The 14159-nt window shown below is 62.6% G+C and carries 6 protein-coding genes; 3 read left to right on the forward strand and 3 right to left on the reverse strand.

Going from position 1 to position 14159, the window contains the following annotated elements:
- Window positions 1-46 precede the first annotated feature (46 nt).
- Complete coding sequence (locus ACMGF5_RS01860) at window positions 47-2230, forward strand: patatin-like phospholipase family protein (protein ID WP_046785415.1); 2184 nt, start codon at window positions 47-49, stop codon at window positions 2228-2230.
- Window positions 2231-2251: 21 nt separating this feature from the next.
- On the opposite strand, the gene ACMGF5_RS01865 is transcribed toward ACMGF5_RS01860, so the two are convergent.
- Both ACMGF5_RS01865 and recQ read right to left on the reverse strand, forming a co-directional pair.
- Window positions 2252-2689, reverse strand: a complete 438-nt coding sequence (locus tag ACMGF5_RS01865; protein ID WP_046785416.1) for a MarR family transcriptional regulator — start codon at window positions 2687-2689, stop codon at window positions 2252-2254.
- A gap of 141 nt (window positions 2690-2830) precedes the next feature.
- Complete coding sequence (gene recQ, locus ACMGF5_RS01870; RefSeq protein ID WP_251961734.1) at window positions 2831-4975, reverse strand: DNA helicase RecQ; 2145 nt, start codon at window positions 4973-4975, stop codon at window positions 2831-2833.
- 245 nt (window positions 4976-5220) lie between these two features.
- On the opposite strand from recQ, the gene ACMGF5_RS01875 reads away from it, so the two are divergent.
- Together ACMGF5_RS01875 and ACMGF5_RS01880 are read left to right on the forward strand one after the other, a co-directional pair.
- Window positions 5221-5808, forward strand: coding sequence for a YecA family protein (locus ACMGF5_RS01875; protein ID WP_039602166.1), 588 nt, complete (start codon window positions 5221-5223; stop codon window positions 5806-5808).
- A 7-nt stretch (window positions 5809-5815) separates the two neighbouring features.
- On the forward strand, window positions 5816-6181 hold the full coding sequence (locus ACMGF5_RS01880) for a YbaN family protein (protein ID WP_012315633.1): 366 nt from the start codon (window positions 5816-5818) through the stop codon (window positions 6179-6181).
- A gap of 82 nt (window positions 6182-6263) precedes the next feature.
- Here the strand turns inward: ACMGF5_RS01880 and ACMGF5_RS01885 are convergent, their stop codons facing one another.
- Window positions 6264-13865 (reverse strand): retention module-containing protein, encoded by a 7602-nt coding sequence (locus ACMGF5_RS01885; protein ID WP_414157532.1) that lies wholly within the window; start codon window positions 13863-13865, stop codon window positions 6264-6266.
- Between the last annotated feature and the right edge of the window lie 294 nt (window positions 13866-14159).

The following is a 14159-nucleotide window of genomic DNA, read 5'->3' on the forward strand; positions in this document are numbered from 1 at the left end:
GGGCCGCTTATACTAGCGGTCTTTAACCCCCTGTTTGAGACTCACGATGCGCCGCCTGCTGTTCTGCCTTTTGCTGACGCTCAGCTCTTTCACCGTGCTCGCCGAGGCGGCACGCCCCAAGGTCGGCCTGGTACTCTCCGGGGGCGCTGCCCGTGGCCTGGCCCACATCGGCGTGCTCAAGGCCCTGGAGGAACAGGGCGTGCGCATCGACGCCATCGCCGGCACCAGCATGGGCGCGGTGGTTGGCGGCCTGTATGCGTCCGGCTACAGCGTCGAGGAACTGGAAAAACTCGCCACTACGCTCGACTGGCAGCAGGCGTTGTCCGATGCCCCACCGCGCAAGGACGTGCCCTTCCGGCGCAAGCAGGATGACCGCGACTTTCTGGTCAAGCAGAAGCTGAGTTTTCGAGACGACGGCAGCCTTGGCCTGCCACTTGGGGTGATTCAGGGCCAGAACCTCGCACTGCTGCTGGAAAGCAAGCTGGCCCACACCGCCGATACCCGCGATTTCGACAAGTTGCCAATACCGTTCCGCGCCGTGGCAACCGACATCGCCAGCGGCGAGAAGGTGGTATTCCGCCGCGGCCACCTGCCCCAGGTGATCCGCGCCAGCATGTCGATCCCGGCGGTGTTCGCCCCTGTCGAGCTTGATGGGCGCCTGCTGGTGGACGGCGGCATGGTCGACAACATTCCCGTGGATGTGGCCCGGGACATGGGCGTTGATCTGGCCATCGTCGTCGATATCGGCACCCCGCTGCGTGACCGCAAGCAACTGGCCACGGTGGTGGATGTACTCAACCAGTCGATCACCCTGATGACACGGCGCAATTCCGAAGAACAACTGGCCAGTTTGCATAGGGATGACATCCTCATCCAGCCACAGCTGGCCGCGTTCGGCGTCACCGACTTCGGCCGCGCGCGCGACATGATCGAGGCCGGCTACCGTGCAACCCGCCTGCTCGACCCTCGCCTGGCCACCCTGCGCCAGCCTGAAGGCGATGCCGAACTGGCCATGGCACGCTCACCGCGCCAGCGCACCCCGGTGATCACGGCCATCAAGGTGGAGAACGATTCCAAGGTCAGCGATGACGTGATCCGCTATTACATCCGCCAGCCAATCGGCGAACCGCTGGAGCTCGACCGCCTGCAAACCGACATGGGCACCCTGTATGGCCTGGACTACTTCGACCGCGTGCAATACCGCGTGGTCCATAAAGGCGACGACAACACCCTGGTGATCAACGCCCGTGGCAAGCGCGGCGGCACCGACTACCTGCGCCTGGGCCTGAACCTGTCGGACGACCTGCGCGGCGACAGCGCCTTCAACCTGGGCGCCAGCTATCGGGTCAATGGTATCAACCAGTTGGGCGCCGAGTGGCTGACGCGCGCGCAGATCGGTGACAAGCAGGAGCTCTACAGCGAGTTCTACCAGCCGCTTGACGTGGGCTCACGCTACTTCATCGCCCCCTATCTGGACTTCGGCTCGCAGAACATCGAAGCCACCCTGGACAGCGACCCAGTAGCCGAATACCGCCTCGAGCGCTACGGTTTCGGTCTCAACGTCGGCCGCCAGATCGGCACCTATGGCGAAGTGCGCCTGGGTGCGGGCAAGGCCTGGGGCGAGGCCGAGGTGCGCATTGGTGAACAGGACCTGCCCAAGGTCAGTTTCAACGAAGGTTTCTACGAGCTGAAATACTCGTTCGACACGCTCGACAATGTGTACTTCCCGCACAGTGGCGAGAACATAGGCCTGACCCTGCGCAAATACGACAAATCGCTGGACTCGGACGCGGACTATCGCCAGTGGATGTTCAATCTGGACAAGGCTTTGAGCAGCGGGCCGAACACGCTGGTGCTCGGTGGTGGGTATGGACGCACGCTCGACGACACCGAAGTCGTGACGTCGAGCTTTGTGCTTGGCGGGGCGCGGCAACTGTCCGGGTTCCGCCAGGACTCGGTATCCGGGCAGAACGTGAGCCTGCTGCGCATGGTCTATTACCGCCGCCTCACGCCGCGTTCCTATCTGCCGCTGGACTTCCCGCTGTACATAGGCGGGTCACTCGAGCGCGGACGGGCGTGGAACAACGACAATGAGTTCGACAGTGGCTACATCAATGCCGCCAGTATCTTCCTGGGGCTGGACACGCCACTGGGGCCGTTGAGCCTCAGCTATGGGGCCAACAGCGCGGATGAGCAGGCAATCTACTTGAACCTGGGCAATACGTTCTGAGCCTGAAGCCCGAACCGGGCCTCAGGATTTTTCCAGGTTGGCCAGAATCTTCGCATGCACCCGCATGCACACATCCAGGTCAGCCTCATCCACCCCGGTGAACAATTCCAGGCGCAGGGCATTGGCGATGGTTTCGATCTGCTCGATCAGGGGCTTGGCCGGTGGACACAACTGGATCTTCTTCGCCCGCCGGTCCTCAAGCACCGCCTGGCGTCGAACCAGGCCCTGGTTTTCCAGGCTGTCTAGCAGACGCGCCAGGGTCGGGCCTTCCACGCCTACACTTTGCGCCAGCTCGCGCTGGGTCGGCGCTTCTTCGAAACGAGCCAGGTGCAGCAACACCAGCCAGCGCGCCTGGGACAGGTTGAGCCCGGCCAGGCGGCGATCCAGTTCGGCACGCCAGCCACGGGACATCTGGGCCAGCTGCATGCCGAAACGGTGTTGGTTGTCGGTCAGGGGCATAAACAACTCATTGACTAGAACTAATTATTAGTCAGCTAACCATGCCCCGGGCCATCAGGCAAGGCTGCCCCACCCGCAAAGCCCTGAAAATCGTCAAAAAGGATGACATTGATCAGCGGATGTCCGAAATGTCTTCCATCGTCAGAGCTCGAATTCCGACGCCAGCGCAGCACGCACGCAGTACAGCACACCCTCGGGTATGCGTGCGCCGAACAGCGGAGCAATGGCCGATACCGGTGGCAGCTCGCCTTCGCCATCGAGGAAGGCATCCTGCACCTCCATCAGCAAGTCTTCAGGCAGGTCCAGCGCCTGGTCCAAGCTCAGTTCCTGGCGCCCAATGGCCTCGGCCAGCAAGCTGTAGACGTTCTTTTCGCTGCAATTGAGCTGGCCGGCGATCTGTGCCGGGGTCATGCCGGCACGGGCAAGGCTGACCAGTTCGTGGCGCAGGTCGAGTACCACCTTGGGCGCCTCGGTGGTGCCACCGGCGTCATTGAGCACTTCGAGGAAGGCCTGGCCATAGCGCTCCAGCTTGCGCGCACCCACACCGCTGACCTGGGCCATGTCGCTGAGGCTGGCCGGCTGGCTGCGCAGCATCTCCAGCAGCGTGGAGTCCGGGAAGATGACATAAGGCGGCACGCTGTGCTCTTCGGCCAGTTTGCGGCGCAACGTGCGCAGCGCTTCCCACAGCTCGCGCTCTTCGGCGCGCACCAGCTGGCTGGCCGGGCTGCCGCCGCCGGAAGAAGTTTTCGCCACTGTCTGCGGCTTGAGGTCGCGACGCAACTGCAAGGTCACTTCGCCGCGCAGCAGCGGCCTGCAGCTGTCGGACAGGCGCAGGCCGCCGTAGCCTTCCAGGTCGATGTCGACCAGCCCGCGGGCCACCAACTGGCGGAACAGCGAACGCCATTCAACCTCGGCCATCGCCTTGCCAACACCGAACACCGAAAGTTTTTCGTGGCCGAAATTGCGCACCTTCTCGGTATCCTTGCCCAGCAGCACATCGATCAGGTGGCCGACCCCATAACGCTGGCCGGTACGGAACACCGCCGACAGCGCCTGGCGCGCAGGCTCGGTGGCATCCCAGGTCTGGACCTGGTCTACGCAGTTGTCGCAATGCCCGCAGGGCTGTTCGAGTACTTCATCGAAATAGGCCAGCAACGCCTGGCGGCGACAACGGGTTTCCTCGCACAGCGCCAGCATGGCGTCGAGCTTGTGTTGCTCGACGCGCTTGTGGCGCTCGTCACCGTCGGAGTTCTGCAGCATCTGCTTGAGCATCACCATGTCCTGCAGGCCGTAGGCCATCCAGGCATCGGACGGCAGGCCATCCCGGCCGGCACGCCCCGTCTCCTGGTAATAGGCCTCGAGCGACTTGGGCAGGTCGAGGTGGGCGACGAAGCGCACGTTGGGCTTGTCGATGCCCATGCCGAAGGCGATGGTGGCGACCATGATCAGCCCTTCCTCGTTGAGGAAGCGGTGCTGGTTGGCCGAACGGGTTTCAGCAGCCAGGCCGGCGTGGTACGGCAACGCCGGGAAGCCTTGGTCGCACAGGTAGGCAGCGGTCTCATCGACCTTCTTGCGTGACAGGCAGTAGACGATGCCGGCGTTGCCGCGGCGCTCGCCGAGGAAGGCCATCAACTGCTTGCGCGGCGACTCCTTGGGCACGATGCGGTAAAAGATATTTGGCCGATCGAAGCTCGACAGGAAGCGTTCGGCGCCCTGCAGGTGCAGGCGCTGGACGATTTCCTCGCGGGTGCGCATGTCGGCGGTAGCGGTCAGGGCGATGCGCGGCACGTGCGGGAACAGCTCGGCCAGCTGGCCCAGTTGCAAGTATTCCGGGCGGAAATCGTGACCCCATTGCGAAACGCAGTGGGCCTCGTCGATGGCGAACAGGGAAACGTCCAGGCCGCGAAGGAAATCCAGCATCCGCGGCTGTACCAGGCGCTCAGGCGCCAGGTAAAGCATCTTCACTTCACCGCGACGCAGGCGCCCGGCGAGGTCACGCTGCTGTTCCGCACTGAGGGTGGAGTTCAGGGCAGCCGCCGCGACCCCGAGTTCATCGAGGGTGGCGACCTGGTCGTCCATCAGCGCGATCAGCGGCGACACCACCACGGTCAGGCCCGGGCGCAACAGCCCAGGTACCTGGAAACACAGCGACTTGCCGCCACCGGTGGGCATCAGCACCAGGGCATCGCCGCCATTGGCCACGCATTCGATGATTGCTGCCTGGCGCCCACGGAAACTGTCGTAGCCGAAGATATCCTTGAGAACGCGCTGAGCCTGTTCGAGCATGTGCAACTCCACAAATCGCCGTACCATCCTGGACACAGGCTGGACGAAAAACCCGCTCCGCACACGCCAAATGCGTAAGCGGCTTTTGCCAGAGGCCGGGGAAACCCGCCCCTTGGGTGAAAAACCGCGAAGTATACCCCAGTGCCAGGCTGTGCAGGATGCCCGGTGACAGACGTTCCCTTTGCCCCGCCATCGCCGCAAGGTGCTAGAATTCACTATCGTTTATTCCCCAAGGTAGCCCTGTAATGTCCTTCGCCGAGCAACTGACCCGCCTGCAAGCCTTCCTCGACGCCGATGAGCTGCACGAAGAAGCGCTGGACTACGTCGCCGCCCACGGCTACCTGACCGCGCTGTCGATCTGCTCGGAAGACGTCCCCGAACGTGAATGGATCGACGCGCTGTTCGCCGAAGAGCCCCATTACGCCAGCGATGCCCAGCGCACCGAGATCGAAGCTACCTTGGTGGCACTGAAGGGCCATATCGCCCGTCAGCTGGCCAGCGACGAAGAATTCGACCTGCCGTGCGAGCTGGACCTGACCGACGAGCCGGACGACTCCGACCTGCGCGGCTGGTGCATCGGCTTCATGGAAGGCGTTTTCCTGCGTGAAGAGGCCTGGTTCGAGAACGCCGAAGAAGAAGTCAGCGAGATGCTGCTGCCGATCATGGTCGGTTCGGGCCTGTTCGACGAACAACCGGAATTCGCCGACATCGCCAGCAACGCCAACCTGCAGGACGACATGATCGTGCAGATCCCAGAGGCGCTGAGCGCGTTGTTCCTGCTGCTGCACGCACCTGACGAGAAGCCTGCGCTGCTCAAACCACGCCACCACTGAGTCGGCTGTGCGCTACCTGCTGCTGGCCATCGGCTGGCTCAGCGTCGCGCTGGGGGTGCTGGGGATCTTCCTGCCGGTGTTGCCCACCACCCCTTTCCTGCTGCTGGCGGCGGCCTGCTTCGCCCGCAGCTCGCCACGCTTTCATCACTGGCTGGTCAACCACCCCACGCTAGGGCCGTGGATCCGCGACTACCTGAGCGGTGAAGGTATCCCCTTGAAGGGCAAGGTATACGCCATCGGCCTGATGTGGGCGAGCATCGGCCTGTCCTGCTACCTGGTGCCCCTGTTCTGGGCACGGGCCTTCATGCTGACCAGTGCGGTGCTTGTGAGCCTGTACATTCTCAAGCAGAAGACATTGCACCGGCCAGGCTGAACAGCGCAGCCAGCTCTGGCGCTATCGCCGGCAATCCGGAGATAGCGCCACAAGCTTCAAGCAAACTTGCAGGCCGCGCAGCTCACACCGTGTCCACCTTCAACGAATGATCATCGATCATCCCGTTGATGATGGTCGCCGTATCCGGCCCCGCCGATATCACCCCGCCCGCCCCCGCCGTCACGCCGTAGTGCTGCGCAAGGTCAACGCCGGCCAGGTCGATCGTCTGCGTCGGCGCCGCCCCCGCCACGCTGCTGACTTCAATGGTCGATACCACTGTCGCCCCGGCGCCACTGACCTTGAAGTGCAGGTATTCATCCAGGGACGCCGCCGTGGCGTGTTCACCCGTCAGCAGCTGCGACAGGTCGAGCTTGTCGCTGCCTGGGGTGAAATCGTTGAGCGTGTCATGGCCGCTGTCGTTCTTCTGCCAGACGAAAGTGTCGCTGCCATTGCCACCGATCAAAATGTCATTGCCGCCGCCCCCTTTGAGCACATCATTGCCTGCACCGCCGTTGAGCACGTTGTTGGCACTGTTGCCGATCAAGGTATCGTCATAGTCCGAGCCGACCAGGTTGTAAATGCCACTCAAGGTTTCAACCCCCGCACCTCCAGTGTCCTGCGCCCCTTCAAGGCTTAGGTCGACGGTGACCGCGCCCTCGGCCTGAGCGTAGTCAGCCGTAGCGCTCACCCCATGGCCAGCGGCGGCATGGGCTTCAAACGAAGCAATGTCGATAACTCCAGCAGTGAAATGCTCACTGCCTGCGCCCGTGAGCGGGGCCGCGTCCTGCACATTGGCGTAGTCGAGGACCATGTTTAGTTTGTAGCCTTCGCCGCCTTTGGCTGCACCCAACGGGTCGCTGAGGTGAATGCTGTACACCCCGTCATGGCTGGCCGTGAAGCTGTCTCCCGAGGCGATGGACTGATAGCTGCCACCGGCATCCTTCCACTGCATTGCCAGGTCGCCGCCATCGGGCGTGTGATTCAGCTGCAAGGCTTCACCTTTGCGCAGGGTAACATTGATCACTTCTTCGGCATTGCCTTGGGCGTTGACCATGCCGGACGCGCCCAGATAGCCGAGCACCACCAGCGCCGCGGTCATGCTGCTGGCATCGAGCGTGAACGCGCTGCGATCGACAACCCGTTGCTCCTGCCCCCTGGCGTACCCGGCGCCACATTCGGCTATCGAATTGTCGTGCACGTTGATCGTGATGGTCGCGGTGCTTTCGTCACCGTCAGCATCACGAATGGTGTAGACGAAGGTGTCGGTAGCATCCCGCGGTGCCACGACGCTCGGGTCGGAGTGGTAAATCGCATTCCCCCTGGCGTCCAGTATGAGGTAGCCATACTGGCCTGCCACCTGGCTGCCGAGCTGACCGATAGCCGAGGTGCAGGTGTCATCGCCAGCGCGCACGCCCACCACGTAGCCGCAATCGCTCGGCACGTCAGCGCCGATCACATCGTTGGACAGGACGTTGCCACGCACCTCCTCGCCTTTGCTGACACTTACAAAATCGCAATGGGCCTGCGGCACGTCATCCACGATGGTGATGGTGACGCTGCTGGTGGTCCAGTTACCTTGCGTATCCTCCACCCTGTAGGTGAATGACTCCCCGACGGTATTGGCACCATCGTTGGCATGGGTCGGCGAATTCGCTGGTGAAGTCAGGGTGTAGGTGTAGGAGCCGTCTGCGTTCAGGTGGATCTGACCGTACTCGCCTATGCCATTGCCTATCAGGCTGTAGGTCAATGCACCGACGCCGCCACCGACTTGTCCGACCAGGCTGCCTGCAGCCGTTTCGGCAGTCGAGCAAGGCTCACTGCCGTTGACATTTCCGGCCGCCAGGTCCTGGCCATCCTTGGTCAGGTCAAGCGCTTTTTCGTAAACCGTGACCCCACCGTCGCCACAGGGCTGAAGCGACTGGTCATGCACGTTGATGGTCACGGTAGCGGTACTTTCGTCGCCGTCGGCATCGCGAATGGTGTAAACAAAGGTGTCGAGCGCATCCCGCGGCGCTACGGCATTGGGGTTGGAGTGATACTCGGCGTTGCCCTGGGCATCGAGGGTCAGGTAGCCGTACTGCCCATACACATGGCTGTCGAGCTGACCGTTGGCAGCGGTGGAGGTGTCATGCCCGGCGCGCACGCCAATCACATAGGCGCCGTCATTCGAGGTATCGGCACCCACCACATCGTTGTACATCACGTTGCCGCGCACGATGTCGCCCTTGCCCACGCTGACGAAGTCGCAATGGGCTTGCGGGACGTCATCGACGATGGTGATGCTGACGCTGCTGGTGGTCCAGTTGCCCACCGTGTCCTGCACCCGGTAGCTGAAGGATTCGGTGACGGTATTGGCGCCGTCGTTGGCATGGGTCGGCGAGTTCGCCGGCGAGGTCAGGGTGTAGGTGTATGAACCGTCAGCATTGAGGAGCAACTGGCCGTATTGGCCAACGGCATCGCCGACCAAGGTGTAGGTCAACGCCCCCACGCCTCCTGCAACCTGGCCGACCAGGCTGCCGGAAGCGGTCTCGCGGGTCGACTCTGGGTCGCTGCCGGTGGCGGTTCCAACAGCCAGGTCGTGACCATCGCGGTGCAGGTCCAGCGCGTTTTCGAACACCGTGACGCCCCCGTCACCACATGGCTGCAGTGAAGGGTTGTGCACGTTGATGGTGATTGTCGTGGTGCTTTCGTCGCCGTCGGCATCACGAACGGTGTAGACGAAAGTATCCAGCGCATCACGCGGCGCGACGGCATCGGGGTTGGAGTGGTACTCGGCATTGCCCTGGGCATCGATGATCAGATAGCCGTACTGGCCATGCACCTGACTGTCGAGCTGGCCGAGCGCAGAGCTAGAGGTATCGTTGCCAGCGCGCACGCCTACCACGTACTTGCCATCGCTCAGGGTGTCGGCACCGACCACATCGTTGTACATGACATTGCCGCTGACCACATCACCTTTGGCGACACTGACGAAATCGGCGTTGGCCGTCGGTACATCGTCGACGATGCTGATGACGATCGTGCTGGTGGTCGAATTACCCTGAGAATCCTGCACCTGGTAGGTGAAGGTTTCAGTCACGGTATTGGCGCCGTCGTTGGCATGGGTCGGCGAATTCGCCGGTGAGGTCAGGGTGTAGGTGTAAGAGCCATCAGCGTTCAGCAGGATCTGACCGTACTGGCCGACAGCATTGCCGACCAAGGTGTAGGTCAGTGCGCCGACCCCGCCACTGGTCGAGCCGGCCAGGGTGCCAGAGGCCGTTTCCTGGTGCGATGCTGGGTCGCTGCCAATCACGGTGCCGGCGGCCAGGTCGCCACCGTCCTTATGCAGGTCCAGCGCTTTCTCGTAGACAGTGACGTCGTGGTCCGCACAGGTCATCAGCGCACTATGCACATTGATCGTTATGGTCGTGGTGCTTTCGTCGCCATCGGCGTCGCGAATGGTATAGACGAAGGTGTCCACGGCATCCCGTGGTGAGGTGACGTTCGGGTTGGAGTGATACTCGGCGTTGCCCTGGGCATCGATGGTCAGGTAGCCGTACTGGCCGTTGACCTGGGTGTTGAGCTGGCCGATAGCAGACGTGGAGGTATCGCTGCCCGCGCGCACACCGACCACATATTGGCCGTCGCCGCGGACGTCAGCGCCCACCACGTCGTTGTACATCACGTTGCCATACACCACATCGCCCTTGGCCACGCTGACGAAATCGCTGCTGGCTGTCGGCACGTCGTCGACGATGGTTATGACGATGGTGCTGGTGGTCGAATTGCCCAGCGAGTCCTGCACCTGGTAGGTGAAGGTTTCAGTCACGGTATTGGCGCCGTCGTTGGCATGGGTCGGGGAGTTCGCTGGCGAGGTCAGCGTATAGGTGTAGGAGCCATCAGCATTGAGCTGAATCTGGCCGTATTGGCCTACGGCATTTCCGACCAGTGCGTATGTGAGCGCACCTACCCCGCCGCTGGCTGAGCCGACCAATGTGCCGGATGTGGTTTCCTGGCTCGAAGCTGAGTCGCTCCCCGTGACATTGCCGGCGGCCAGGTCGTTACCGTCCTTTTGCAGGTCCAGGGCTTTCTCGTGAACCGTGATGTCACGATCTTCGCAAGCCATCAACGAATTGTGCACGTTGATGGTGATGGTCGTGGTGCTTTCGTCGCCATCGGCGTCGCGAATGGTATAGACGAAGGTATCGACGGCATCCCGTGGTGAGGTGACGTTCGGGTTGGAGTGATACTCGGCGTTGCCCTGGGCATCGATGGTCAGGTAGCCGTACTGGCCGTTGACCTGGGTGTTGAGCTGGCCGATAGCCGACGTGGAGGTATCGCTGCCCGCGCGCACACCGACCACATATTGGCCGTCGCCGCGGACGTCAGCGCCCACCACGTCGTTGTACATCACATTGCCATACACCACACCGCCTTTAGCCACGGCGGCCTGATCGTCATCAGCCTGAGGTAGATCGTCGACGATATTCACATCCAGGCTGCCAGTCGCAGTGCTGCCATCGACATCCTTGCCGATCACCTGGAACACTTCGCTGATGCTGCCCTCCCCGCCGGGGTGGTTTTCGTTGTCCACCAAGGTGTAGCTGTAACTCACCACACCCGTCGTCGGGTCATAGCCGGTCACGGTCAGGGTGTTGCCTTCAGGCGTGACGATCGACTGCGGGAAGCCCGCCGCCACGCCACCACTGACCACGCTGATGCCACCCACGCTCAGGCTCTGCAAGCCGTCTGGGGCGGTAATCTTGAAGGTGCCCTGTTGGGTCAGGGCGCCGGCATCGGGTGCACTGCCGTCCTGCAGGTTGCTTTCAGATACCGTCAGCTCGCCGCCCTGCACGCCGAGCCCATTCAGCGTCACCGGGTCGTTGAGGTTGGTCACGTTCAGCGTCAGTGTCGCGCTGCTGGTGTCGCCGTCGGCGTCCTTGATCGTGTAGGTGAAACTCTCCACGCCCTGGCCACCGCCGCCCAGGCTCATGAAGTCCGGGTCGCTGGTGTTCAGCGTGTAGGTGTAGGAACCGTCTGCGGCAAGCACCAAGGTGCCGTAAGTACCGGTGAAGGTCCCGGCGATTACCGGGCCACCGGGCACACGGTCAGCGCCCTGTACGTCATTGCCCAGTACATTCCCGGTCAGTTCGGTTTGCTGTTCGGTGGCGGCAACCGCATTGCTGTCATCCACGGCTTGGGGCACATCGTCACGGAGGGTCACATCCAGGCTGCCGGTCGCAGTGCTGCCATCGACATCCGTGGCGACCACCTGGAACACTTCGCTGATGCTGCCCTCGCCGCCGGGGTGGTTTTCGTTGTCCACCAAGGTGTAGCTGTAACTCACCACACCCGTCGTCGGGTCATAGCCGGTCACGGTCAGCGTGTTGCCTTCAGGCGTGACGATCGACTGCGGGAAGCCCGCCGCCACCCCACCACTGACCACGCTGATGCCACCCACGCTCAGGCTCTGCAAACCGTCTGGGGCGGTAATCTTGAAGGTGCCCTGCTGGGTCAGGGCGCCGGCATCGGGTGCGCTGCCGTCCTGCAGGTTGCTTTCAGATACCGTCAGCTCGCCGCCCTGCACGCCGAGCCCATCCAGCGTCACCGGGTCGTTGAGGTTGGTCACGTTCAGCGTCAGTGTCGCGCTACTGGTGTCGCCGTCGGCGTCCTTGATGGTGTAGGTGAAATTCTCCACGCCCTGGCCACCGCCGCCCAGGCTCTTGAAGTCCGGGTCGCTGGTGTTCAGCGTGTAAGTGTAGGAACCGTCTGCGGCCAGGACCAAGGTGCCGTAAGTACCGGTGAAGGTCCCGGCGATCACTGGGCCACCGGGCACACGGTCGGCGCCCTGCACGTCATTGCCCAGTACATTGCCGGTCAGTTCGGTTTGCTGTTCGGTGGCGGCTACCGCATTGCTGTCATCCACGGCTTGGGGCGCATCGTCACGGACGATCACGTCCAGGCTGCCGGTCGCAGTGCTGCCATCGACATCCGTGGCGACCACCTGGAACACTTCGCTGATGCTGCCCTCGCCGCCGGGGTGGTTTTCGTTGTCCACCAAGGTGTAGCTGTAACTCACCACACCCGTCGTCGGGTCATACCCGCTCACGGTCAGCGTGTTGCCTTCAGGCGTGACGATCGACTGCGGGAAGCCCGCCGCCACCCCACCACTGACCACGCTGATGCCACCCACGCTCAGGCTCTGCAAGCCGTCTGGGGCGGTAATTTTGAAGGTGCCCTGTTGGGTCAGGGCGCCGGCATCGGGTGCACTGCCGTCCTGCAGGTTGCTTTCAGATACCGTCAGTTCGCCGCCCTGCACGCCGAGCCCATCCAGCGTCACCGGGTCGTTCAGGTTGGTCACGTTCAGCGTCAGGGTCGCGCTGCTGGTGTCGCCGTCGGCGTCCTTGATGGTGTAGGTGAAACTCTCCACGCCCTGGCCACCGCCGCCCAGGCTCTTGAAGTCCGGGTCGCTGGTGTTCAGCGTGTAGGTGTAGGAACCGTCTGCGGCCAGTACCAAAGTGCCGTAAGTACCGGTGAAGGTCCCGGCGATTACCGGGCCACCGGGCACGCGGTCGGCGCCCTGCACGTCATTGCCCAGTACATTCCCGGTCAGTTCGGTTTGCTGTTCGGTGGCGGCTAGCGCATTGCTGTCATCCACGGCTTGGGGCGCATCGTCACGGACGATCACATCCAGCGACCCTTGGGCAACATCGCCGTCGCTGTCGCTGACCAGTACCGGCAATTGTTCGCCCTGTGAGTTGTTGCCCGCGCCCTCAACGTGCTGCTCGGCACCGGTCAGGGTGTAGCTGTAGCTCACCACGCCCGTGGCAGGGTTGTACCCGGTAATGGTCAGGGTGTTGCCCAGGCCCGTGGTGATCGATTGGCCAACACCGGTCACCACACCAGCGGTCACCACGTTGATGCCACCCACACTGAGGTTGTACACGCCGTCTGGCGCCAGCACGGTAAAACTGCCTTGCTGGGTCAGGGTTGCGGGGTTGCTGGCCGACCCCTGGGGTAGATTGGCCTCATCCAGACTCAGCTCGCCAGGGCTGACATTCAACCCCCGCAACTCTACCGGACTGTTTTCGTCGATCGGTGTGATGGGTGGATTGGGCTGCTCCGGCGGATTGGGCGGACCAGGCGGCAGGCCACCATTGCCACCGTTGCCACCCCCCAAGGAGTCGCGCCCGCTGCCATCCAGGCCACCCACATAGCGGTTGGCCAATTCAGGAATGCCATTGAAGCCAGCCGTGGGAAAGCCCACCACCGGGTCAACCCGATCCGCCACTTCGGTAAGCAACACAAAGCTGTGGCCACCGCCCAGTGCGCCTGGCGCGCCGTTGCCGCCATTTCCAGCGGCAGGGGCTTCGGTGTTGACACTAGGGTCATCGCCGGCGGCAATCGCCCGCTGAATACGCTCGACATCGCTCAGCTGCGCCTCGCTCGGCGCAACGTCCTGAGCCTGTACAGGGGCGGCCTGGTTAGCCAGGAGCTTTTCAGTCATGGCCAGGCTGCTGTCGCGGCCGAGTGTCAGCTCGGCGCCATTATGCAAGCGCACAGCCACGGCACCTGCGGTACCCGTTTGCAACTGCTCGCCCGCGTACAGGCGATCGCCCTCGATCAGAGGGCGTCGGCTGCCATCGCTGCCAACGGCAAATACTTGCCCCACCACCTTGCTGACCACACCGACTGACTTAGCCATGAGCGCACGCCTCCCTAACCTATTGGCTACACAGCCAACAACATGGCAGATGGAGGTCAACGGCTTCGCGCCCAAATGTCTCAACCGTGAGAATCGTGCGCGAAGGTCACTGATTTGGCGATAGTCATAATGTAAATTTGCCACCACCGGATGCCAAATTTTTGTCGCCAAATTCCGCTTTTACCTACCTACCCCACGTCCTTAGCCATAAAAAATCTGGAACTCATTGCGATGCAGGAAACTCGCAGGCTACAGCGGCTTCCGAAATCACTTGAATGAAACAATGTCTTGGTT

It is taken from the genome of Pseudomonas sp. BNK-15, assembly GCF_047456105.1.
In the GTDB taxonomy this organism is placed as follows: domain Bacteria; phylum Pseudomonadota; class Gammaproteobacteria; order Pseudomonadales; family Pseudomonadaceae; genus Aquipseudomonas; species Aquipseudomonas putida_E.

Bases quoted from the DNA above. Each gene is read 5' to 3' on its own strand.
- ACMGF5_RS01860 (WP_046785415.1), top strand. From the start codon at position 47: ATGCGCCGCCTGCTGTTCTGCCTTTTGCTGACGCTCAGCTCTTTCACC.
- ACMGF5_RS01865 (WP_046785416.1), bottom strand. From the start codon at position 2,689: ATGCCCCTGACCGACAACCAACACCGTTTCGGCATGCAGCTGGCCCAG.
- recQ (WP_251961734.1), bottom strand. From the start codon at position 4,975: ATGCTCGAACAGGCTCAGCGCGTTCTCAAGGATATCTTCGGCTACGAC.
- ACMGF5_RS01875 (WP_039602166.1), top strand. From the start codon at position 5,221: ATGTCCTTCGCCGAGCAACTGACCCGCCTGCAAGCCTTCCTCGACGCC.
- ACMGF5_RS01885 (WP_414157532.1), bottom strand. From the start codon at position 13,865: ATGGCTAAGTCAGTCGGTGTGGTCAGCAAGGTGGTGGGGCAAGTATTT.